The organism is Clostridium chrysemydis (assembly GCF_015234215.1).
GTDB classification, from domain to species: domain Bacteria; phylum Bacillota; class Clostridia; order Clostridiales; family Clostridiaceae; genus Clostridium; species Clostridium chrysemydis.
Genome location: NZ_JADEKP010000010.1, coordinates 24,797 through 47,378, shown reverse-complemented (window position 1 = coordinate 47,378; position 22,582 = coordinate 24,797). Strand labels below are relative to the sequence as shown.

The 22,582-nt window shown below is 29.8% G+C and carries 20 protein-coding genes, 7 tRNA genes and 1 riboswitch; of the genes, 3 read left to right on the top strand and 24 right to left on the bottom strand.

The window, feature by feature from the left end; translation table 11 throughout:
* Window positions 1-151 precede the first annotated feature (151 nt).
* The 4 genes from INR60_RS15630 to recD2 all read right to left on the bottom strand — a co-directional run bounded on the left by INR60_RS15630 (window position 152) and on the right by recD2 (window position 5,982).
* Window positions 152-1,450, bottom strand: a complete 1,299-nt coding sequence (locus INR60_RS15630) for a sensor histidine kinase (protein WP_194192430.1) — start codon at window positions 1,448-1,450, stop codon at window positions 152-154.
* Window positions 1,450-2,166, bottom strand: coding sequence for a LytR/AlgR family response regulator transcription factor (locus tag INR60_RS15625; protein ID WP_194192429.1), 717 nt, complete (start codon window positions 2,164-2,166; stop codon window positions 1,450-1,452). The genes INR60_RS15630 and INR60_RS15625 overlap by 1 nt, the downstream gene beginning before the upstream one ends.
* A gap of 600 nt (window positions 2,167-2,766) precedes the next feature.
* Window positions 2,767-3,732, bottom strand: coding sequence for a hypothetical protein (locus INR60_RS15620; protein ID WP_194192428.1), 966 nt, complete (start codon window positions 3,730-3,732; stop codon window positions 2,767-2,769).
* A gap of 15 nt (window positions 3,733-3,747) precedes the next feature.
* Window positions 3,748-5,982, bottom strand: a complete 2,235-nt coding sequence (recD2, locus tag INR60_RS15615; protein WP_194192427.1) for an SF1B family DNA helicase RecD2 — start codon at window positions 5,980-5,982, stop codon at window positions 3,748-3,750.
* A gap of 125 nt (window positions 5,983-6,107) precedes the next feature.
* On the opposite strand from recD2, the gene nagA reads away from it, so the two are divergent.
* A complete protein-coding gene (nagA, locus tag INR60_RS15610; RefSeq protein ID WP_194192426.1) occupies window positions 6,108-7,244 on the top strand; it encodes an N-acetylglucosamine-6-phosphate deacetylase in 1,137 nt (378 codons plus the stop codon).
* Between the two features lie 49 nt (window positions 7,245-7,293).
* On the opposite strand, the gene INR60_RS15605 is transcribed toward nagA, so the two are convergent.
* Together INR60_RS15605 and INR60_RS15600 are read right to left on the bottom strand one after the other, a co-directional pair.
* Window positions 7,294-8,883 carry a permease-like membrane multi-spanning protein gene (locus tag INR60_RS15605; protein WP_194192425.1) on the bottom strand — a complete coding sequence of 530 codons (1,590 nt, stop codon included), beginning with the start codon at window positions 8,881-8,883 and terminating at the stop codon, window positions 7,294-7,296.
* Window positions 8,876-9,589, bottom strand: coding sequence for an ATP-binding cassette domain-containing protein (locus INR60_RS15600; protein ID WP_194192424.1), 714 nt, complete (start codon window positions 9,587-9,589; stop codon window positions 8,876-8,878). Before INR60_RS15600 ends, INR60_RS15605 begins: the two co-directional genes overlap by 8 nt.
* 133 nt (window positions 9,590-9,722) lie before the next feature.
* On the opposite strand from INR60_RS15600, the gene INR60_RS15595 reads away from it, so the two are divergent.
* Window positions 9,723-10,133, top strand: coding sequence for a VOC family protein (locus INR60_RS15595; protein ID WP_194192423.1), 411 nt, complete (start codon window positions 9,723-9,725; stop codon window positions 10,131-10,133).
* 38 nt (window positions 10,134-10,171) lie between these two features.
* Here INR60_RS15595 and INR60_RS15590 read toward each other — a convergent pair whose 3' ends face one another.
* From INR60_RS15590 to INR60_RS15535, 12 genes are all read right to left on the bottom strand, one after another.
* On the bottom strand, window positions 10,172-11,191 hold the full coding sequence (locus tag INR60_RS15590) for a PTS sugar transporter subunit IIC (protein ID WP_194192422.1): 1,020 nt from the start codon (window positions 11,189-11,191) through the stop codon (window positions 10,172-10,174).
* Entirely contained in the window at window positions 11,184-11,654 is a 471-nt protein-coding gene (locus tag INR60_RS15585; RefSeq protein WP_194192421.1) for a methylated-DNA--[protein]-cysteine S-methyltransferase, read from the bottom strand. The genes INR60_RS15590 and INR60_RS15585 overlap by 8 nt, the downstream gene beginning before the upstream one ends.
* Before the next feature lie 118 nt (window positions 11,655-11,772).
* Window positions 11,773-13,278 carry a YfcC family protein gene (locus tag INR60_RS15580; RefSeq protein ID WP_194192420.1) on the bottom strand — a complete coding sequence of 502 codons (1,506 nt, stop codon included), beginning with the start codon at window positions 13,276-13,278 and terminating at the stop codon, window positions 11,773-11,775.
* A gap of 282 nt (window positions 13,279-13,560) precedes the next feature.
* Entirely contained in the window at window positions 13,561-14,736 is a 1,176-nt protein-coding gene (gene metK / locus INR60_RS15575; protein WP_194192419.1) for a methionine adenosyltransferase, read from the bottom strand.
* Between the two features lie 144 nt (window positions 14,737-14,880).
* A riboswitch (SAM riboswitch) is annotated at window positions 14,881-14,991 on the bottom strand.
* Between the two features lie 181 nt (window positions 14,992-15,172).
* A tRNA-Tyr gene (locus INR60_RS15570) sits at window positions 15,173-15,257 on the bottom strand.
* A gap of 3 nt (window positions 15,258-15,260) precedes the next feature.
* Window positions 15,261-15,336 (bottom strand) — tRNA-Thr (locus INR60_RS15565).
* A gap of 31 nt (window positions 15,337-15,367) precedes the next feature.
* A tRNA-Val gene (locus tag INR60_RS15560) sits at window positions 15,368-15,443 on the bottom strand.
* A gap of 9 nt (window positions 15,444-15,452) precedes the next feature.
* Window positions 15,453-15,537 (bottom strand) — tRNA-Tyr (locus INR60_RS15555).
* Between the two features lie 3 nt (window positions 15,538-15,540).
* Window positions 15,541-15,616, bottom strand: a tRNA-Thr gene (locus INR60_RS15550).
* 30 nt (window positions 15,617-15,646) lie between these two features.
* A tRNA-Val gene (locus INR60_RS15545) sits at window positions 15,647-15,722 on the bottom strand.
* Window positions 15,723-15,730: 8 nt separating this feature from the next.
* Window positions 15,731-15,815: transfer RNA gene (locus INR60_RS15540), tRNA-Tyr, on the bottom strand.
* 178 nt (window positions 15,816-15,993) lie between these two features.
* A complete protein-coding gene (locus INR60_RS15535; protein ID WP_194192418.1) occupies window positions 15,994-16,389 on the bottom strand; it encodes a hypothetical protein in 396 nt (131 codons plus the stop codon).
* Window positions 16,390-16,481: 92 nt separating this feature from the next.
* Between INR60_RS15535 and yyaC the strand changes: the two genes are divergently transcribed.
* Complete coding sequence (gene yyaC / locus INR60_RS15530) at window positions 16,482-17,018, top strand: spore protease YyaC (RefSeq protein ID WP_194192417.1); 537 nt, start codon at window positions 16,482-16,484, stop codon at window positions 17,016-17,018.
* Between the two features lie 38 nt (window positions 17,019-17,056).
* Here the strand turns inward: yyaC and mreB are convergent, their stop codons facing one another.
* The 6 genes from mreB to INR60_RS15500 all read right to left on the bottom strand — a co-directional run bounded on the left by mreB (window position 17,057) and on the right by INR60_RS15500 (window position 22,466).
* Window positions 17,057-18,091 (bottom strand): rod shape-determining protein MreB, encoded by a 1,035-nt coding sequence (gene mreB / locus INR60_RS15525; protein ID WP_194192416.1) that lies wholly within the window; start codon window positions 18,089-18,091, stop codon window positions 17,057-17,059.
* Between the two features lie 116 nt (window positions 18,092-18,207).
* The gene (spoIIID, locus tag INR60_RS15520; protein ID WP_194192415.1) at window positions 18,208-18,459 is read right to left on the bottom strand and encodes a sporulation transcriptional regulator SpoIIID; all 252 of its coding nucleotides are present in this window, start codon (window positions 18,457-18,459) and stop codon (window positions 18,208-18,210) included.
* A gap of 51 nt (window positions 18,460-18,510) precedes the next feature.
* Window positions 18,511-19,266 carry a M23 family metallopeptidase gene (locus INR60_RS15515; RefSeq protein ID WP_194192414.1) on the bottom strand — a complete coding sequence of 252 codons (756 nt, stop codon included), beginning with the start codon at window positions 19,264-19,266 and terminating at the stop codon, window positions 18,511-18,513.
* Window positions 19,267-19,387: 121 nt separating this feature from the next.
* Window positions 19,388-20,425 carry a stage II sporulation protein D gene (gene spoIID, locus INR60_RS15510; protein WP_194192413.1) on the bottom strand — a complete coding sequence of 346 codons (1,038 nt, stop codon included), beginning with the start codon at window positions 20,423-20,425 and terminating at the stop codon, window positions 19,388-19,390.
* A gap of 140 nt (window positions 20,426-20,565) precedes the next feature.
* Window positions 20,566-21,825 (bottom strand): UDP-N-acetylglucosamine 1-carboxyvinyltransferase, encoded by a 1,260-nt coding sequence (gene murA, locus INR60_RS15505; protein ID WP_194192412.1) that lies wholly within the window; start codon window positions 21,823-21,825, stop codon window positions 20,566-20,568.
* A 20-nt stretch (window positions 21,826-21,845) separates the two neighbouring features.
* The gene (locus tag INR60_RS15500; RefSeq protein WP_194192411.1) at window positions 21,846-22,466 is read right to left on the bottom strand and encodes a hypothetical protein; all 621 of its coding nucleotides are present in this window, start codon (window positions 22,464-22,466) and stop codon (window positions 21,846-21,848) included.
* Window positions 22,467-22,582 lie beyond the last annotated feature (116 nt).

Below are 22,582 nucleotides of genomic sequence, written 5' to 3'. Positions count from 1 at the left end.
TTTGTAATAATGCTCCAAGATTTACAATTGCGTACATGTTATCCCCTCCCTGTGATCTTATTGTATTACCTATTTTTAACAAAAAAAAGTGAGATTGTATAAACGTCGTTTTTATTGTATCAACGACATTAACAATCTCACTTTTCTATTTTTATAACATAATTTCAGTTTCAAACCAGTTATTTTCCACTGAAAACTTAAGTCTTCCATCATATTTTTTTATAGTTTCTCGTACACTTTTTATGCCTAATCCATGATTTATATTATCTCCTTTTGTTGTCTCTAATTCCTGTATTTCTCTTTGGTTTTCTCGATTTGCACAGGTATTTAATATCTGTATATAAAGCTTGTCTTCATACGTAGAAATTTTAACTACTATAATCTTTTTCTCTTCTACCTTCTCACAAGCTTCTATTGCATTAGTAAGAATGTTAGAAAATATTGTACACAAATCAAATATTGATATATTTCCTTGTGGAATTAAAGTACCCTTCCATTGAATATCTATTTCCTTTGATTGTGCTACTTCAAATCTTTCATTTAGCACAGCATCTACTGCATTATGCCCAGTGTACTTTTTTACACGATATTCTTCTGAATTTTCTTCCATATCATTAATGTATGTAATTAAATTACTATCCTGTGTTTTCTCCGCTAAAAATTTCAGAGCTATAATATGCCCATGTAAGTCATGGCGAAACCGCCTCATGCTTTCATCCATAGAATTTAATCTATATATTCTCTCTTCTTGCAGCTTTAAATAATTTTCATAGGTAAGTTGCTTTTGCTTAAATTCCGACTCTTTTACCAATACTCGGCCTTGCCAAACACTTATTATTACTAATACTATACTAACTACTGAAATCGCAAGTCTACAAACTATTCTAACACTATAAGGAATGTCCCCCTCTTTCATAAGCCACTGAGAGCAGCCTATAATTATGGCACTACTTATAATTCCAAACATGATTACAATATATTGTGTTCTAGAATAAATTAGAGAATTATAATTCTCTTTTCCTTTAACCACAAGCTTATAATATAGTGCAAGAATGCTTATAGTCACTAATATACATAGTATCGCTATATCATATGAACCAACTACCCTAGATTCCGGTAAATCAAGTATTGATGCAAATAAAATCGCTATTCCAGAATCAACTAAGCTTGTTCCAAAAAAAATTATAGGATATATAAGTAACTTTTTAAAATCAAATTTATCTATTATTATAACTGGTATCAGAATTCCCACTAAAAGGTTAATAATATCAACCCAAGATGAATCTTCATAATGCATTACCACTACCTGTAGTAGTATTATACCTACAAATGCAGCCATCATTACTTTTTTTCTAATTTGTATACTTCTATTAAAAATAACTTTGTAACATAATATATATTTCAATTGTTCTAATAATGTATATACAACTACACAAGCATATTGTTTCATTATGTTCTACCTCTTAATACTGTCATAAGATAGCTTTGATATATTTCCTTCATTTCTGCTTTATATTTTCTTCCAATAGGAATCTTTAAATCACAATTTCTAAACTTTATTTCTTGTTCTATTTTAGATATGTTGTACATATTCACTAAATATGACTTGTGCACTCTCACCATTGAAGTATATTTCAATTCATTCTCCCATTTTTTCAAATTTCCTAAAGCAATAAAATTTCTTTCTCTTGTATGAACTCGAATATAATTTGCATCACCTCCTATGTATAAGATAGAATCTAATTTTACACAGGAGCTTGCATCATCTTTATTAAATAACACTGTGACATTTTCTCTACATTCTTTTCGTGCAATGTCTAAGTATCTAGCTACACTTTCATAGCTAATAGGCTTTCTCTCAAAAGATAAGGTCTTTATACCAAAAGTTTCCCATACAGCCTCTTCATGACTTGTTACAAATACAATTCTCCAGACATTATCTCTTTCCTCTAATTGCTTCATAACCTGTATTCCATCTACATCGCCCATTTCTATATCTAAAAAAAGCAAATAAAGTAACTCGCCCTTATATTCTAATACTTCTTCTCCAGAAGAAAATGTTATAAATTCACAGGTAATAGATAATTTTTCAAAATATCTATTACAGAATTCCATAATCCTATTTTTTTCAGCTTCTACATCATCACATATCCCAACCCTTATCATATTTCCTCCTATAATCCATACTGTAAATATACTTACAATTATATCATATCAACCTTTTTTTACAATGATTTACAGACCATACTACAGCATTCCACATTCGTATTTTCTTCATCATATAAGCTTATTTTTATACATTTTTCGCAATTTCCCAGGCAATATTACAGAAATTTATTTTTACTACTATACCCATTATTACAAGTTGTAAGTTAACATTATGACCATATTAAATTAATTTAATTAGAAATGAGGGTATATGAAACATATGAAAAAGAGAGACTCAAATTTAGAACTACTAATAATTATTAGTATCTTAATGGTATTAGCACTTCATTACAATTTAGATACAATGTGAGGATCTTTTAAGTTTATATAGTTTAATATGTTTTGATAGTCTATCTAAAATAGATGTAGATAATAAAGAAATGATGTTAGGCACTATGCCTTGGTCAAGAGACCTTCCACAAGAATTAAAAGCATCCCAACGCAAATAATATTAAATTTTAAATCCAAGTAGAAATCAATAATGCTCTACTTGGATTTTATTTTATCATTTTATATTTTTAGTTGCTATGCGTCGATTTTTTGACGCTTACTTTTTATTTAGTCCCAAAGCTTTTTATTAAAGCCTCTTATTATATCTAAAGCTTTTTCTATTTCGTAGTTTTCTTCCTTACAAACTAATAAGACCTCTGAAAATCCATTAGGGAATTTTCCAAGCTTCCCACATAAAAATAATATCTTTTTATAGTCTACTCTCTTATCATCAGCCTTTAAAACTACGATTCCATCTATATTTCTTTCATCTAAAATATCTTTTATCTTTGATGTTACAAGTATAGTTGATTTATCACGAGTTCTATAGATAGGCTTATTTTTTTTAGAATTTTTTATAACTCTAACATTACCTAAATTTAGCTTTTGATCGTAGTATTCTACTGTATTTTCTAAATCCTCACTGCAAGGAACATAGATAGCTATATTTTTTCTGTTATCTTTATACCATAATATATAATCATAAAGACTATAAGGTATATCTGATTTTAAGTTTATCCTAGTTTGAATAACTCTAGGTTGAAGGAAAACTTTTTTACCTTCTATATTTCTTATATCAAAATTTTCAGTGTTACTTATTTCAGTTAAAGAATAAAATATTATTTTTTTAGAGTACGTTCTAAGCTTTAAATATACTCCTTTATATTCTTCATCTGTTAATCTAGTGTAAGTTGAAACTTCGTCTATTATTATAAGATCGTATTCTTTGTTTATGTTGTAGATATATTTTGCATTCATAAATTGCAAATTGCATTTTTCTATTCCTTCTCTTGAATAGCAATACTTTTTATTAGATACTTCTAAAAAATCTACTAATTCGTAATCTACGTTTGAATTACCAGATATATAAAGAATTTTCCCATTTTTCTTTAAGATATCATTTATTAAATCATAAAATATAATATTACTTTGAAGGGGCCTTGCACATACAGTTAATATTTTCTCATCTTTTAAAAACCAATTACTAATCTTTTTATTTATGATAGATAACATTTTATCCTCTACTTTACTCAAAACCCTACTGCACCTCTATTCTCCTAAAATATCATTATTTATAATATCTTTAATTTTATATTCTAAAGCTGAATACCTTTCGGTACTTCTAGTGTTTGATACCATATATTGAAGGGCCTTTTTAGAACCAACAACAACAACTAAGGTTTTAGCTCTAGTTATTCCTGTATATAAAAGGTTTCTATTCATTAAAAGTGGCGAGCCCATAAAGGCTGGAATTATTATAACTTTAAATTCACTTCCCTGACTTTTGTGAATAGTTATAGAGTAGGCAAGTTCTAATTCATCAAGATATACATACTCATATCTTACTCTTCTCTCATCATCAAAAATTACAACTACTTCTTTTGATTCCTCGTCTATACTTTGGATAAATCCCATATCTCCGTTAAATACGCCAACACCTTCTTCGTCTCCAACACCAGAAACTCTAGTCCATTTAAGGGAGTAGTTATTTTTAGTTTGCATAACTTTATCCCCTTCTCTAAAGACAACTTCTTTGATTTTCTTTTCTTTTTTGTAGTTTTCTTTAGGGTTTAATACTTCTTGAATCTTTTCATTCATATTTAATACCCCTAAAACTCCTTTTTTCATAGGAGTTAAAACTTGAATATCACGAAGTTTATCTAAAGATTTATTAAACTTTGGTAATCTAGTATTTATTAAATCAACGATAGTCCTTAAAGTATCCTCTGCACTTAAGGTTTCTTGGAAATAAAAATCATTTCCCTTTTTATTTAAGTAAGGCATTTCTCCATTATTTATTCTATGCGCATTAGTAGTAATTAAACTCTCAAATCCTTGCCTAAATATCTCTTTTAGTCTAACTACTTTAATAAGACCGCTATTTATAAGATCGCTTAAAACATTTCCAGGGCCAACTGATGGAAGTTGGTCTACGTCTCCAACTATTATTAGTCTAGTCCCAAGCTTTATTGCTTTAAGTAAACTATTCATAAGCATTATATCTATCATAGATGCTTCGTCTATAATAACAACATCTGCTTCTAAAGGTTCACCTTCACCTTTATTAAAGAAAGATTTATCTTCTTCATCTCCTGAAACTCCCATCTCTAGAAGTCTATGAATAGTTTTAGCTTCTCTTCCTGTAGATTCTGTCATTCTTTTTGCAGCCCTTCCAGTTGGCGCTCCAAGTAAAACTTTCATCCCGCATTTTTCGTATATTTCAAGTATCGCTTTGATTATTGTAGTCTTACCTGTTCCAGGTCCTCCTGTAATAATCTCAATCCCTTCTGTAAAAGCATTTATTATAGCTTCCTTTTGAGAAGGTGCAAGTTTTATATCACTTTTATTTTCAAAAAGATTTATTTCATGTTCTACGTCTGTATTTATAGTTTGAAAATTTTCTATTCCAAGTTCTATCATTTTTTTAGTTATACCTAATTCGCAATAATAATAAGGTAATGTAAAAACTGCTTCCTCTTCATCAATTTTTTCTATTATTATATTTTTTTCAAGAACTGAATTATAAATATTTTCTTCTACTATTTCTCTAGATATAACTAAAGTTTCCGCTGTATCTTTTATAAGCTTTTCTTTTGGCATATATGTATTTCCTGATGCACAAAAATTATTTATAACATACTCTATTCCACTTTTTACTCTAAACTCTGAATCTTTTTCTATACCAAGGCTCATAGCTATTTTATCTGCTGTTTTAAACCCTATACCAGATATCTCTTTACAAAGGATATAAGGGTTATTTTTAACTATTTCTTTAGACCCCGCCCCAAACTTTTTATATATTTTTATGCATTGATTATTAGAAATTCCGTGCGATTGAAAGAATATTATTATATCTTTTAATTCTCTTTGTTCTATATAAGATTCAAGAATAATTTGATACTTCTTTTCTCCTATCCCTTCGACTTCTTTAAGTCTTTCTATATTATTCTCTAATATATCTAAAGTTTCTTCTCCAAAATAAGATACTATCTTTTTTGCAGTTACAGGACCAATTCCATATATTATCCCAGATGCTAAATATTTTTCTATAGCATCTTTTGAAGTCGGTAAAACCTCTTCAAATTCTACTATTTTAAATTGTTTCCCAAATTGTTTGTGAACTATCCACTCACCTATAAGTTTTACATTTTGATTTTCTTTTATAAGTGGAATATTTCCAACAGCTGTTATAGCACTTCCATTGTGGTGAACCTTTGCTACAACGTATCCCGTATCATCGCTTTTAAATACGATTTTTTCAACAAATCCTATAATACTTTCCATATCTTTTCTCCAAAACTACGCCTTAGTTGTTTTTATTTCTATTTATATATTATATAATTATAACATAGTGATTAAAAATTTAGTTCATATGTCTATTATTTTGAACATAATATGGAGGTGTTTTTATGTTAATAAAAAATTGTAACATCATATTTTTAGACAGAATTGAAAAAGGTTCAGTTCTAGTAAAAGATGGAAAAATCAAAGAAATAAACCCAAAGGATAATACCGAAACAGAAGTTATAGATGCAAATGGAATGTATCTTTCACCTGGATTTATAGATGTACATATCCACGGAGCTGGCGGACACGATACTATGGATGGAACTTTCGAAGCTATAAACGAGATTGCAAAAACTATAGTAAAATTTGGTACTACATCATTTACACCAACTACTATGACAGTTTCAGTAGATGCTATAAACAAATCAATGCATGCTATAAAAGCTGCTAAACTAAATGGAACTGATGGAGCAAACGTACTTGGCGCACACTTAGAAGGGCCATTTATAAGTCCTAGTGCTATAGGGGCTCAAAACCCAGGATTTTTACAAGTTCCTTCAATAGAAACTTATAAAAAGATGGTTGGAGACTGCGATGATGCTGTTACATCAATAACAGTAGCACCTGAAGTAGATGGAGCTAAAGAGCTTATAGAATATTTAAGCAAAAAAGGAATAGTATGCTCAATTGGACATACTAAAGCTACTTACGAAGAAGCTATGGATGGAATTAAATGTGGATGTTCACATTCAACTCATCTATTTAACGCTATGACTCCATTTACTCACAGAGCACCTGGAGTTGTAGGAGCAGTATTTGATTCTGACATAACTACTGAAACTATTTCAGATGGTATCCACATAGCTTTCCCAAGCCTTAGAGTTGCATACAAACAAAAAGGAACAGATAAAGTTCTTTTAGTAACTGATGCTATGATGGCTTGCGGTATGCCAAACGGAAAATACGGTTTAGGCGGTCAAGATGTTTTCGTAGAAGACGGAGCTGCAAGACTTGAATCTGGAACTTTAGCTGGTTCTATTTTAACTTTAGATAGAGCAGTTAAAAATGTTTATACAAACTCAGAATATCCTTTATACGACGTAGTAAAAATGGCTTCATACAACGGAGCTAGACACTGCAAAGTAGAAGATAGAAAAGGAATGATTAAAGAAGGCTTTGATGCTGATTTAATTATTTTCGATGAAGATATAAACGTTAAAAAAGTTATAGTAAACGGAAAATTAGTTCACGAAGCTTAAAAATAATTAAAGGCTGAATTTAGAAATTTCTAAATTCAGCCTTTTATTTTTATATTTCCCTAAGTCTTTTTACTCCATAATTCTTTAATAGTATAAATAAAATTATATCTAAAACTAAAAATAATCCTATACCAAAAACTAAATATAAAGTCATATTAGTTATATTTAATTTTATATAAAGAAATACTGCAAGTGCTAAAGGTCCTCCTCCAAGTATAAGTGAAAGAAATGAGGATGCACTTTGCTTAACTACTACAGTTTCAGAAGTCCAATTCATCATAGGAAACTTTAAATTTAATAAAAGCCCTAAAATAGCCACATAAACGCTTATAACTAAAGCTCCTATAGTTATAATAATAATATTTTCTAAACTAAGCTTAAAAGCTAATATATAAAAAGGTAATGAAATAATAAAAGGAACTAAAGACGTAGCTAAAGATAAAAGTATTTTCCCTTTAAATATTTCCATCTCGCTTATAGGAAGAGATCTAACTATCCAAATCTTGTTTCCTTCAAGTGATATAAGCGATGCAGATATATTACTAAGCCCTATCATAATTAATATAGAAGCTATAGCAATTCCCTGTATTATCCCTTCTAAAGACTCTAATTTAAACATTTTTTCAATCATAGAGTTTCCACCTATCAAGACTACAACTGGCATTATAATCATCATTATAGGTCCTATTGCTGTATTTAAAACTACTAAAGGTTTTGATAAGTATGCTGATAACTCTTTTTTAAATAAAGCTATACTTACCTTAGAATCTTTAAGTTCTACCATTTTAAACTCATCTTTTTTAGAATTTTCTAAAAGACTTGAACTTATAGTTTGAAATACCTTACTAAAAATAAATACAAAGCAAACAAATATTATAGTAGAAAATAAAACAAATTTAATTAAACTTCCTACACTTTTAAATGCAACTGCATCTAAAAAGAAAACTATAGGAGGATAAACTCTTCCTAATGCTTCTGTAATATTTGAAGCGTTTATAGTTAAGTATTTCATTATACCTTCCATTTGCATAGATAAAACAAGAATTGCAATGGTAAAAAAGCTTAACATTATTATAGAAAAAATGTTTTTGCTTTTCATTTTTGACATAGAATATGATATTAAAAATGCAATTAAACTACCTATTGAAATTGGAACTATCGGTATAAAAAAGTATAAAATAACTGCAAAAAGTATATTTAAAATGCTAAAATCTACGTTTTTGAAGTAAATAGTTAATATAGGAATATAAACTATAAGCATAAATAAATATGATGGAATAACTAAATTTACAAGCTTACTTATAAGTATTTCGCTTGGTTTTACTGGCATAGAAATAAGTGTATTATAATCTTTAAGTCCAAAAATCATCCCTGGCGCTTTGTATATTGTAGTTACAAATGTTAAAAGGAAAATTAAAACAATCCCTTGAATTAAAATATATTCTAGCATATTCATAGCTTTTAAAGGTTCTACCATTAAGTTAAAGTATTCATAAATACTAAATGTGATTACACAAATAGAAAATATTATAACTCCTAAAAGCCCTATATTTTTAAGTCTATTATCTTTGTCTTTTAATTTATTTAATCCATATGAATTTATAAAATCATATTTAACTAATGTCTTTAAATTACTCATCTTTAATAAGCTCCATAAATATTTCTTCAAGAGAGTTATCTCCAATAACCTCATTTACTTTTCCATTTGCAACAATCTTACCAGATTTTATTATAGCCACCTTATTACAAAGTTTTTCTGCAACTTCTAATACATGTGTTGAGAAAAATATAGCGCCGCCGCCTTCACAGATCTCTTTCATTATCTCTTTTAAAGTGTGCGCAGCCTTTGGGTCTAATCCTACAAAAGGTTCATCTAATATTAAAAGCTTAGGATTATGGATTAAAGCAGATATAATTGCAAGTTTTTGCTTCATACCGTGAGAGTAAGATGATATTAAATCGCCTAATGATTTAGTTATTTCAAACTTGTCCCCGTAAAGAGTTATTAACTTTTCTCTATCTTCTTTAGGTACTTTATAAATATCTGCATAAAAGTTTAGATACTGAATTCCTGTTAAAGAATCATAAAGTTCAGGATTATCAGGAATATATGCAATTAGTTTTTTACATTCTATCGGTTCATCTTTAATAGACATACCATCTATTAATATCTCACCACAATCAAAGTTTAATATACCTACAACAGCTTTAATTGTAGTTGTTTTCCCCGCTCCATTATGACCTATAAATCCAAATATATCGCCTTCTTTAACCTCTATATTTACATTCTCTACAGCAGGTTTATCCCCTTTATAACATTTCGTAAAATTCTTTATACTTAACACTTAATTACCCCCTTTTCTATTTGTTATATATAATATATAACAAAGACCATATAATTACAACTATTTTTTATAGTTAATTGACTCTTTATTTAAGTAAATGTAAAATTTAACATAAGGGGAAGGTGATGAATTTATGGATTTTAAAATTGTGAATCATTTCTACATTAAAAACTCAAATTACAAAGAAACAAAAGATTTTTATACTAATATATTAGGTTTTAAGGTATTTAATGAATCTTTCGATAAGGCTAATAATAAATATATTTTAAAACTTAAATATAATGATAACTTTTTAGAATTAATAAGCTACGACGATGAGAATAACGAATTAGATGGTTTAGCTCTATCTAAATTACAATTAGAAGTTAAAAGTTTAAATTCTACTATTTCAGAACTAAAATCTAAAGGAATAGAAACTTACGATATAAAAGAGGACCCTCTTACTAAAAAGAACTTCACTTATTTTAAAGGACCTGATGATTTACTTGTAAAAGTTTATCAAAAAAGCCTTATAGACGTGTTTTTAAATGATATCTATATATAAAAATATGCCTTGTAATATCTTTATTACAAGGCATATTTTTATTTTGGTAAAACTAAGTCACCTTTATTTATTAAATTATTTTTAATCATGAATAAATATACAACATAACTCACTACTCCCGGAATAATTATGCACCCAAACACATAACTAATCAAAAGTGTACTTAAGCCGTAATTTGCTAAAATATTTATAGGTGCAACAAAAGCACAAAGCCCCATTCCTGCTATAGATACATCAGCTTTTAAAGAAAATAGTATAACAACTATAGGTGATGCTATAATTGCTCCTAAGAGAGGCGGAATTATAAGCTTTAAGTTTCTAGTTAGGTTTGGTAGTTGTAATTTAGGAGTACAGATAAATAAAGCTAAAACTCCCCCTAAATCATTTTCTTTATAAGACATAACTGTAATTCCAACAAACATAGCTGTACAACCTACTAAGGCTGCAGCTGATGCTTCACCATTTAAATTTAATGCTATTGCAAGTGCAACTGATGATGCTGGAGAAATTATTAAAGCTCCCCAAATAACAGCTATAACTATAGATGACAATAAAAGGTTTGACTCTACGCTAGATGTTATAAATCCTCCAAAAAAATTTAAAATAGGATTTATTATTTTTGATATATAAATCCCAAAAAGTCCTCCTCCTAAAACTGAAAGAAGGGGAACTATCATCATATCTAAGTTTGTTTTCCCTAAAACTTTTTTACCTATGTATATACAAAATGCAGAAGATAACAAAGCCCCGATAGGCTCTCCTCCACTTATAGTTAATGCATTTTCTCCTATTTTAATCGCTGAAGCTCCGATAGTTGAAGCTGCCATAGATGAAAATATTATTAAAGAATTCCCTCCTAAAGAAAAAGCAATTCCAGCACCAATTGCAGGTGCCATAAGCGTCTTTGTTATAGTCCCTATAGTAACTAAATCTGAAAGTCCAGTCATCTTACCTATAGTTTCTAATAATAGCCCTATACCTAAAGTTACTAAAATTCCAAAAGCGAGTCCGCTAGACCCTTTAAAAATCGTTTCTTTTATGTATTCTTTTTTACTCATATAATGCCCCTTTATTTTCAATATTAAGTAATTCTTTTTTTAAATTTAATCCGTATGCATATCCTATTAATTTATTATTACTTCCTAAAACTCTATGACACCCTACGATTATGCAAATAGGATTTTTGTTTATAGCGCCACCAACAGCCCTTGATGCCTTTTCGTTTCCTATAGCTTTTGCTATATCTTTGTAAGTTTTAGTTTCTCCGTATGGTATTTTGTAAACTTCTTCCCATACTTTTTTTCTAAATTCTGTTCCTTCTAAAAATTCAATCTTAACTGTGAATTTTTTTCTTTTTCCATTTAAATATTCTTTTAGTTCTCTTTTACATAGTTTTATATTTTCGTTTTCTAGTTCTTCTTTTATTTCTTCTACAAAAGATATATGAGTTATATAATCTTTAGTTCCCTTAATTTCTATTATTCCAAAGTCCGTATCTAAATAACCTATATATTTTTTCATAATATTTCACCCCAATCTATTATAAAGATTATAAATTAAAGTTAATAACTTTTCTATCCTAAAATAAAAAAAGCTACTACTTTAGAAATTTCTAAAGTAGTAGCTTTTTTTACTCTTATTATAAATGTATTTGGATTAAAAGTAAGATTGCTGAAAGGACAGCTATTATTACCATTAATTTCATAACAAATTTTAACCACTTATTATAAGTAACATCTACCATTGCTAGAGTTGCAAGTATTAATCCAGTCGGTGTTATAAACGAAATAAGTCCTTGACCGAATTGGTATGCACTTACTATAACATCTCTTGGAAGTCCTACTGTATCTGCAAGTGGTGCCATAATTGGAATTGATAATACTGCAAGTCCTGATGATGATGGGATAAAGAATCCTAAAATCATAAAGATAAATAGCATTAAAACTATGAATATTGAACCATTCATTCCTTTTACAGCATTTGATAAGTAGTATAAAATCGAATCTGATATTTGTCCGTTTTCTAAAACTAAGTTAATTGAACGAGCTATACCGATTGTAAGTGCAACACCTACTAAATCTGCTGCCCCGCTTATAAACTTATTAACAAATTCTTTTTCGTTTAAAGTTGAAATAACACCTAATATTATTCCTGATACTAGGAATAATGCTGTCATTTCAGTAAACCACCAACCTTGAGTTGAAACACCCCAAATCATTACTACAAATGTTAATGCAAATATTATAAGCATTATCTTTAATCTTAAAGTAAATACTGGGACTTCTGTTTCCTCACTTCTGTATTTATTTTCTATCTCTTCTTTTTGATCGTAAATTAGTGATTTTGTAGGATCTTTTTTAACTTTATTTGCATACTTAATTATGTATACTAAAGTTATTACTAAAGCTATTACAAGTCCTACAGACCTAAATGTTAACCCTTCTGTAAAGTTAATTCCTGCTGCATTTGATGCAATTACAGAAGAAAATGGGTTTACAGTCGAGAACATCGTACCTATAGAAGATGCCATATAAATAGTTGCGATACAAACTAGTGCATCATAACCTGAGAAAATAAATATAGGTATTAATATCGGATATAGCGCTATAGTTTCTTCTGCCATACCGAAAGTAGTTCCTCCTAAAGCTACTAAGATTCCAAGGATAACTATTAATAAGTATTCCCTACCTTTAGTCGCTTTTGAAAGGCTTGCTATACCTGCATTAAATGCTCCTGTAGCATCTAAAACTCCTATAACTCCTCCAATTATAAGTACAAATAGAATTATATCTACTGTATCATATACCCCTTGGATAGGTGCCTCTACAATCTCTTTGAATCCTTGTGGATGAGATTTTACTTGCTCATAAGTATCTGGAATAGCAACTGGTTTATTTATACTTTCATCTTTAAATTTTGAAATATCAATTTTGATATTTAACTTATCTAAAGTAGCCTGTGTTGCTTCTTCCGTGCTTTCTTCTCCTTGTGGATTAGTTATAACAAATTTCCCGTTGTCTTTGTCATAACTTAACTTAGAATAAGAACCTGCCGGAATAATGTAAGTTAAAATTGCTGCTAAAATTAACACAATGAACAAAACTGTAAACGCTGTAGGAAAACTAAATTTCTTTTTCTTTTTCATCTCAATACCCTCCTCTGCTTTTGTTTACTTTTTACATTTTGTGTTTGCTTTTATTGTACCAAATCATTTGCTAGTGTTTGTGTATTATCTGTAAATTTTGTATATTCCTCTGAATAATTATACATACTTTTAACCTTTTATTCAGCTAAGCTTCTCTTTATTTAAAAATGCTTTATTCTTCGTAAAAAACACTTTATAATTTTAACTTTTTTATTCATAAATGGTATTTAAATTATCAAATTAAAATAAAAAGCCATCCTAAATTAGGATGGCTAATATTTATTACATTAATTCTTTTATTTCTTCTACTTTGTTTAACTCTTCCCAAGGTAAGCTAACATCAGTTCTTCCGAAATGTCCGTAAGCTGCTGTTTGTCTGTAGATAGGTCTTCTTAAGTCAAGTTCTTTTATTATAGCACCTGGTCTTAAATCAAATACTCTTTCTACTATTTTAATTATTTCTTCTTCTGATTTTTTACCTGTTCCGAAAGTATCAACTTGGATTGATACAGGTTTAGCTACACCTATAGCGTAAGCTAATTGGATTTCTAATTTGTCTGCTATTCCAGCTGCTACTAAGTTTTTAGCAACCCATCTTGCAGCGTAAGCAGCTGATCTATCAACTTTAGTTGAGTCTTTTCCTGAGAAAGCTCCACCACCGTGTCTTCCCATTCCACCGTAAGTATCAACTATTATTTTTCTTCCTGTTAAACCACTATCTCCTTGTGGCCCACCAACAACGAATCTTCCAGTTGGGTTTATAAAGTATTTAGTTTCTGAATCTAATAATTCTGATGGTATAACAGCGTTTATTACGTGCTCTCTTAAATCTGTTTGAATTTGCTCTAAAGTAGCATCTTCATCGTGTTGAGTTGATATAACTATAGTATCTATTCTCTTTGGCATATCATTTTCATACTCAACAGTAACTTGAGTTTTTCCATCTGGTCTAAGGTATTTTAAAGTACCATTTTTTCTTACTTCTGTAAGTCTTCTTGATAATCTGTGTGCCATAGCTATTGGTGTTGGCATAAACTCTTCAGTTTCGTTAGTTGCGTAACCAAACATCATTCCTTGGTCTCCAGCACCTACTGCTTCAACCTCATCTTTTTGACCTTCTCTTGATTCTAAAGCTTCATCAACTCCCATAGCGATATCTCTTGATTGCTCGTCTATAGTTGTCATTACTGCACAAGTATCACAGTCAAATCCGTATTTTGCTCTATCATAACCGATTTCTCTAACCGTTTCTCTAACTACTTTAGGGATATCAACGTAACAGTTTGTACTGATTTCTCCCATAACCATAACCATACCTGTAGTTGTACAAGTCTCGCAAGCAACTCTTGCCATAGGGTCTTTATCTAATATAGCATCTAAAACCGCATCTGATATTTGGTCACATATTTTATCTGGATGTCCTTCTGTAACTGATTCTGAAGTAAATAATCTTCTCATTTCATGTTCTCCTTTTTATAAAAAAATTTTTACAAAATGAATATGGAATTGTATCCATCCTAAAATTAAATATTAACTTATTTACTTTGTTTTTTTACGTAAAAAAAACTCTTCGATAAGGAAGAGTAGCTTACGTACTAATCTCTCTTATCTTTGCAGCTAAAAATCTTTTTCTCTCTGCAGGAATTAGCACCACACACTTTGTAGGTTGCTGGGTTTCGCAGGGCCGTATCCCTCCACCTCTCTTGATAAGCAATAATTAATTTATATTTTCAATTTGTATCTTTTTGTATTCTAACATAATAAATATATTATAGTCAATAACATTTTTCGTAAATATTCCTTGTAATTTTTGAGATTTTTTTAATTTGTATTTAATTAATATAATATTTAAAAAAACAAATAAAAAACACTAAGCAAAAACTTAGTGTTTAAATGGTGGTGGAGGAAGGATTCGAACCTTCGAAGCAACTTGCAACAGATTTACAGTCTGCCCCCTTTGGCCACTCGGGAACTCCACCCTATGGAGCTGATGATCGGACTTGAACCGATAACCTGCTGATTACAAGTCAGCTGCTCTGCCAATTGAGCCACATCAGCTTATATAATTGTAAGATAAATAAATTTTAAATGGTGGGCACAACAGGGATCGAACCTGTGACCCCCTGCTTGTAAGGCAGGTGCTCTCCCAGCTGAGCTATGCGCCCATTTTAAAATGGTGGTGGAGGAAGGATTCGAACCTTCGAAGCAACTTGCAACAGATTTACAGTCTGCCCCCTTTGGCCACTCGGGAACTCCACCTTATGGAGCTGATGATCGGACTTGAACCGATAACCTGCTGATTACAAGTCAGCTGCTCTGCCAATTGAGCCACATCAGCTTATAGTATTTCAAATATTTAAAATTTAAATGGTGGGCACAACAGGGATCGAACCTGTGACCCCCTGCTTGTAAGGCAGGTGCTCTCCCAGCTGAGCTATGCGCCCATTTAAAATGGTGGTGGAGGAAGGATTCGAACCTTCGAAGCAACTTGCAACAGATTTACAGTCTGCCCCCTTTGGCCACTCGGGAACTCCACCAAATTTGAAATTTTCTTTCGCCAGATCAGCGAGAACCGCCAACCGACAATAGTTAGTATATATTCATACCAAACTTATTTCAAATCTAAATTTACCCATTTAAACGATATTATTCTATATTTTCTCACACTTTCTCTCTTTTTCTTACGTTTACACCTATTTATATATTTTATGCATTTTAATTAAAAACCCTTAAGTCAACGTAGGGTGAAAGTATCTCGATAACCTTGTTATAATCAGCTTTTCCAAGTCTTTTGTTAAGTAAACTTAAGGCATCTTTCACATCCTTTTTCGAATCATTATTACTCATATATTGTTCAATCTTACCTATATCGACAGATGATATATTTTTAAGTATTTTATCTAATTCCTCTTTTTCTGATTTGCTAAGCTTTTTTAAAAGGTCCTCTTTATTTACTTTATATATTTCTTTTTCTATATTTTTTTCTTCCTTAGATTCAATATTTTTACCGCTTACTTCTGCGCTTTCTAATGAAGGTTTAAAAATTACTATAGCGCAAAAGGATACTAAAGCTAAAAAAATAATAGATGCAATTACATATTTCTTTTTCAAAAAAACTCACCTCCTTTTTATAATTAATCTCCATCTAATATATTTTTTATTCATTTACTACTATTTCAAAAATTAAATTCATATATATTTTCATGGAGGTGAAGCTTTTGGATATAAAAATAAATCATAAAATCCCTTTAGCATATTACGCACTAGCAACTAACTTAAAAGATTATATATGTGAAAATACTGTAATAGTATGCATAGGAACTGATAAATTTATAGGAGACTCTTTAGGACCTCTAGTTGGGAGTATTCTTAAAGAAAATAATTTCCCTCTTCCGGTTTACGGAACTATAGATAATCCTATCCATGCCTTAAATATAGATAGTAAAATAAAAGAAATAAAGGATTCTCACAAAGATTCATTAATTATAGGAATAGATGCTTGCTTAGGCCTTAGAGAATCTATAGGTGAAATTCATATAAGAGACTACCCTATAAGGCCTGGAAAAGGTGTTGGAAAGACTCTGCAGTCTGTTGGTGACATATCTTTAGTTGGAATTGTTGATTCTAATGACAATACTGATTTTTTCTCTTCACGCTCCATCAGATTATCTCTTATATATAATATAGCTAAAACTATTTCATATGGATTCATACACGCTTATCATTTAAATTTCCATTAATAAAAGGATGTTACAAAAACTTGTAACATCCTTATTTATTAATCTACTAAAACTATTTCTCTTCCATTTATAGATGAATCTAATTTGTCTATGTATCCTAAAACTTCTCCAGTACCCTCTACAACAGCTTCTATAGAATTACTTGATATATTAACGTCTACTCCTGTTTCTTTTTGAATAAGCTTATCTAAGCCGTATAAAAGAGACCCTCCGCCGGTCATTAATATTCCTTTTTCTATAATATCTGCTGAAAGTTCTGGTGGTGTCTTTTCTAGGACATTCTTTACCGCTTCAACTATAATATTTACCGGTTCAAGTAATGCTTCTCTAAGTTCTTCTGATGAAAGTTCTATTTGATCTGGTAAGCCTGTAACTAGGTTTCTACCTTTAATAGATGCTTTGCTATCATTTGAATCTTTAAATACTGAACCTGTAGTAATCTTAACTTCTTCTGCTGTTTTTTCACCGATCATCATTTTATATTTATTTCTAACATATCTTATAATCGATTCATCAAAATTATTTCCTGCTATTTTGATTGATTCTCTTACTACTATTCCTCCAAGAGAGATAACAGCTATATCTGATGTACCTCCGCCAATATCCACTACCATATGTCCGTCAGGCTTAGTTATATCAAGTCCTGACCCGATAGCCGCAGCTAAAGGTTCTTCTATAAGATGTACCTCTTTTGCTCCTGAATTTCTAGCAGCCTCCATAACAGCTCTCTTTTCAACTTCTGTAGATTGAGATGGAACGCAAACCATAACTCTAGGCGCTCTGATTTTTTTATTTCCATATGCTTTTTTTATAAATTCTTTTAACATTTTTTCTGTTACATCATAATCAGAGATTACACCTTCTCTAAGCGGCTTTACAGCTACAATATTTCCAGGTGTTCTACCTATCATAAGTCTTGCTTCATCCCCTACAGCAAGTACCTTTCCTGTGTTCTTATTAATAGCCACTACTGAAGGTTCTTTTAGAACTATTCCTTTGCCCTTCATATAAACTAATACCGTAGCAGTACCAAGGTCAATTCCAAGTTCTGTTCCTTTTCTCCAAAACCACATTATTTTTCACTCCCATTATTAATATTTTATTAATGATAATAAAACTTTTTGAAATTATTTCTAATATTGATTATATATTGAATGTAGTTTTCGTTCAATAGTGACTTTTTTATTTGTTATTTTGCAGTTTTGTACTTCATTTTCGTAGCTTTTCCGCCTCTTATGTGTCTTTCAGCTTTATTAATCTCAAGAATAGAGTGAGTTTGCTCCGCTATCTCTGGGTTTATCTTTGGTAATCGCTCTGTCATATCTTTATGAATTGTGCTTTTACTAACCCCAAAAACTTTCGCCGTTTTCCTAATAGTAGCTTTCGAATCAATTATATATTGTGCTACTTCTAATACTCTTTCTTCAATATAATCTTTCAAGATAATCCCTCCTTAATTTTAATAGCCGGCAATTTATGCCGACTATATCTTTTATTTGAATTCTAAGAATTTAGTTGGATCTACACTTTTAGTTTTGTTATCTTTAGTTTCTGTCATCTCGATATTACAGAAACTATCTTTTATCTTGTTTTCTTCAAGTAAAATATCTAACCCTTTAGCTGTAGCTCCAACTTTACCTATAACTTGGCCCTTAGTAACTTTATCGCCTTTTTTAACTGATAATTTTTTATCTAAATTTGAATAAACAGTTTTAACACCGTTTGCATGCTTAACAGTTACAGTAGTTCCATAAAAAGCGTCGTCTCTACACTCTTCAATAACACCAGCTTCAGCTGATTTTATATCAGTTCCTTTTTCTGAAGCTATAGTCACTCCAGGTAATATTCTTCTACCAGCACCGTCTTTAAGAGGGCTTTTAAAGTCTCTTACTACTTTTCCCATAACAGGTGCTACGAATTCGTTTTTAACTTTTGCTGAAGCAGCTTTTGCTTCTTTTTTATCTTCTTTAGTATTACCTTTTTCTTCGTTTTCTACTCTTTGTGAATTATCCATAGTTTCTTTTTGTTCATCTTTATTTTTATCATCAACGTTTAAAGTTAATTCAGTATTTGGATTTTTCTTTACTTGTTCTGTTATCTTTGATTTTTTAATCGCAACAGTCCCTACTATAGTTACAGCGCATAAAATAATAAATAAAGATAATAAAACTCCGTCTTTTTTAAATACTTTTGGTAATTTTTCTTTAAAATTTTTAAATCCTTCGGCTATTTTGTTGTGTTTTTTCAATTTAAACACCTCCCGTGTATATTCTGTCCCCCTTTTAATAAATTAATACAATTTTGGATTAATTTTCTTAAATTTAAAGGGTGATATTTGGATTATGTCCAAATATCACCCTTTTATTCTTCTACTTATAAAAAATTTTTGAAATCTCAGTTCCTTTATAATAATGCTTCAAAATATAATCAAATGTCTTGCCTGCTTTCCCCATAACATTTGCACCCCATTGACTCATTCCAACACCATGCCCATATCCTTTAGTTTTTATAGTTACTGCATCTTTAGAAAACTCTAATTCGAAATTTGCTGATTTTAAATCAAATAGCTTTCTAAATTTAGTTCCTTCAATTGTTTTATTTCCTATTTTGATACTCTTTACCGAACCACCATCTGTTCTTGATTTAATTTCTATATATTTTTTTAGATTCTTTTCTTTTATATCAGTGTCTTTATATTCTTTTTTAAATATTTCAACAAACTCTTTATTTTTTAGTTTCTTTTCACTTTCAAATTTTGGAGAAACCTCTTCTCCTGGACTATCAACCGATTCTAAATATGGAACTTTTGATGAAAATACATCCTCTGCGTTTTCTGTTTTTCCACTACTAGTTGAAAAGTACTGTGGATATAATGCAAGTTCTCCATTATAAGTTAAAACCATCCCTTTAGTATCATCTATAACTTCTTTTATCTTTTTATAATTTTTATCTCGAGCTTTTTCATCCCAATTTTCTAACCTTGCATTCTTATCTATATATGCTTGGCAATGGACACTATCACAAATTTCAGCTCCATTTCCTTCATTACATTTCTCAGCTCTTTTACTATAATAATATGTCCTAGCTGCTATAGCTTGAGCCTTTAGCGCCTCCTCATTAAAATCAACAGGCATCTCACTCCATAAAACGCCCATAATATATTCTTCAACAGGCATCTCTTCAACCTTTTTACTTTTAGTTCTATAAACTTTAGCTTTATCACTTCCGCTAATTTGAATTACATTTTTTGATTTATAATCAGTGGTTTTCTCACTAAAATTCTCTTTTAAAAAGTTATCAATTCCATTCCCTAAAAGTATATGTGGTATAACACCTATAAATATTACTATTATAAGAGTTAAACTAAGTAAACTTTTTATATTTTCAAAAAGCTCGTCTCTTCTCATAAAAAACCTCCTTTTCACCCTTTGCACCTCTTCTATTTATATTAACTACTAAAAAGAAATATTACTTACAGATTTTTCTTTATGTTACTAAATCACATTATTCAAACAATAAAAAACCAGTAGCTAATACTACTGGTTTTTCACCTATCTTCTCTATAAATATTTGCACCTAATTTTTTAAACTTTTCTTCTATATTTAAATATCCTCTATCTATATGATAAACATCACCTACTATAGTTTCGCCTTCTGCTACAAGTCCTGCTAAAATCATAGCTGCACCTGCTCTTAAATCTGTTGATTTAACTTCGCATCCTGTAAGTTTTGATACACCGTTAACTAATGCTGTTTTCCCGTCTATTTTTATATCTGCACCCATTCTTGTAAGTTCTGCTACATGCATAAATCTATTTTCAAAAACAGTTTCAGTTATAACGCTTCCTCCTTCAATAGTTGAAAGTAATGCCATCATTTGAGGTTGCATATCTGTTGGAAAACCAGGGTGTGGCAATGTTTTTATATCTATAGGGTATTTGTTTCCTCTACCATCTACAATAATTCCATCTTTATAATTTATAAATTTCACTCCACATTCTTTTAACTTTTCTATTATAGGTCTTAAATTATCATCATCAATGCCTTTAATATCAATAACACTTTTTGAAATAGCAGCAGCTACCATAAATGTACCAGCTTCTATCCTATCGTAAATTGGAGTGTGTGTTGTTCCTTTAAGCTTATCTACACCTATAATAGTTATTTTACCTCTACCTGCGCCATAAATTTTTGCGCCCATTTTATTTAAAAAATTAGCTAAATCATAAATTTCTGGTTCTTCTGCTGCATTTTCAATTATAGTTTCTCCTTTAGCAAGGACTGAAGCCATAATTATATTTTCTGTTGCTCCAACTGATGGAAAATCCAAATATATTCTGTTACCTTTTAATTTAGTAGCCATTGTTTCAACATAACCATATTGTTTATTTATATCAGCTCCTAATAATTTAAAGCCTTTTAAATGTAGATCTATAGGTCTACTTCCTATATTACATCCACCTGGAAGCGAAAGCTTACAGTAACCAAATCTTGAAAGAATTGGCCCCATTATTAAAAATGATGCTCTCATTTTCTTAACTAAGCTATCTATAGTATCTACTAACTTTAAATTAGAATTATCTATAATTAGTTCATCTGTTATATTTGAATATTTAATCTCTGCCCCTAATTCTCTAAGCAATTCTATAAGAACACTTACATCTTCAAGCATTGGAGTATTTTTTATTATAACTTTTTCATCACACAATATAGTTGCAGCTATTATAGGTAATATTGCATTTTTAGCTGAACTTATATTAACTTCTCCCTTTAGTTCCTTAACTCCCTTTACTATGATTTTTTCCATATTTTCCTCCAAAAAAATTGTTAATACGTTTTGAAAATAATAGGAGTTCCTATAATTAAATAAATTCCAGTATCATAACTCATAACGGAATAATTTAATCTGCTTCCATCTCCTAATGTAAGTTTTCCTGTGTATCCATTTTGAATTTTAACAAATTCTCCATTTAAGTTAAGAGAATTTATATCAAGTTTGTCTATGTTGTTGTTTTTCACTTTTATTTTACCCTTATAATAGTTAAAATAATTTATATTTTGGATTTTATCATCTTGTATTTTTTTCAATTCTTTCTTAAGATTTCTTGAATTTGTTTTTGTATCCTTATTTGAAATAATACCTTCAACAAAAGTTCTATTTCCTTCTCTCCAAGCACTAAATTCTAGGGAATATTTCCCCTCTAATTTTAATTTATCTGAAGTCTTTATTTCATAATCTTTTTTTAAAATATCGCAAACTCTCTTATATTCATCCTCTATACTTAAATTAGTTTCGTATTGAATTTTTACAGCATTATTAGCAAACTCTGTTTTTTTAATAACATCTTCTTCAAAATAATAATAATTTTTTGTATTTAAACTTTCAGAATTCGAAATCCCTAAAACAAAAATAGTACAAATAAAAATAATAACTCTCTTTATTCCCATAATACCCCTACCTTTCGTTTTAAGTATTGTCCACATTTTAAAAGTTTATACAGTTTTCCTCTATATATATTATTATTGTTATTAATTTTTTGTGCTAATAAAAAACACTCAAAAAA

Coding starts and splice junctions, on each gene's coding strand:
- INR60_RS15630 (WP_194192430.1), bottom strand. CDS start 1,450: ATGAAACAATATGCTTGTGTAGTTGTATATACATTATTAGAACAATTG.
- INR60_RS15625 (WP_194192429.1), bottom strand. CDS start 2,166: ATGATAAGGGTTGGGATATGTGATGATGTAGAAGCTGAAAAAAATAGG.
- recD2 (WP_194192427.1), bottom strand. CDS start 5,982: ATGGAAAGTATTATAGGATTTGTTGAAAAAATCGTATTTAAAAGCGAT.
- nagA (WP_194192426.1), top strand. CDS start 6,108: ATGTTAATAAAAAATTGTAACATCATATTTTTAGACAGAATTGAAAAA.
- INR60_RS15605 (WP_194192425.1), bottom strand. CDS start 8,883: ATGAGTAATTTAAAGACATTAGTTAAATATGATTTTATAAATTCATAT.
- INR60_RS15595 (WP_194192423.1), top strand. CDS start 9,723: ATGGATTTTAAAATTGTGAATCATTTCTACATTAAAAACTCAAATTAC.
- INR60_RS15590 (WP_194192422.1), bottom strand. CDS start 11,191: ATGAGTAAAAAAGAATACATAAAAGAAACGATTTTTAAAGGGTCTAGC.
- INR60_RS15585 (WP_194192421.1), bottom strand. CDS start 11,654: ATGAAAAAATATATAGGTTATTTAGATACGGACTTTGGAATAATAGAA.
- INR60_RS15580 (WP_194192420.1), bottom strand. CDS start 13,278: ATGAAAAAGAAAAAGAAATTTAGTTTTCCTACAGCGTTTACAGTTTTG.
- metK (WP_194192419.1), bottom strand. CDS start 14,736: ATGAGAAGATTATTTACTTCAGAATCAGTTACAGAAGGACATCCAGAT.
- yyaC (WP_194192417.1), top strand. CDS start 16,482: ATGGAGGTGAAGCTTTTGGATATAAAAATAAATCATAAAATCCCTTTA.
- mreB (WP_194192416.1), bottom strand. CDS start 18,091: ATGTGGTTTTGGAGAAAAGGAACAGAACTTGGAATTGACCTTGGTACT.
- spoIID (WP_194192413.1), bottom strand. CDS start 20,425: ATGAGAAGAGACGAGCTTTTTGAAAATATAAAAAGTTTACTTAGTTTA.
- murA (WP_194192412.1), bottom strand. CDS start 21,825: ATGGAAAAAATCATAGTAAAGGGAGTTAAGGAACTAAAGGGAGAAGTT.
- INR60_RS15500 (WP_194192411.1), bottom strand. CDS start 22,466: ATGGGAATAAAGAGAGTTATTATTTTTATTTGTACTATTTTTGTTTTA.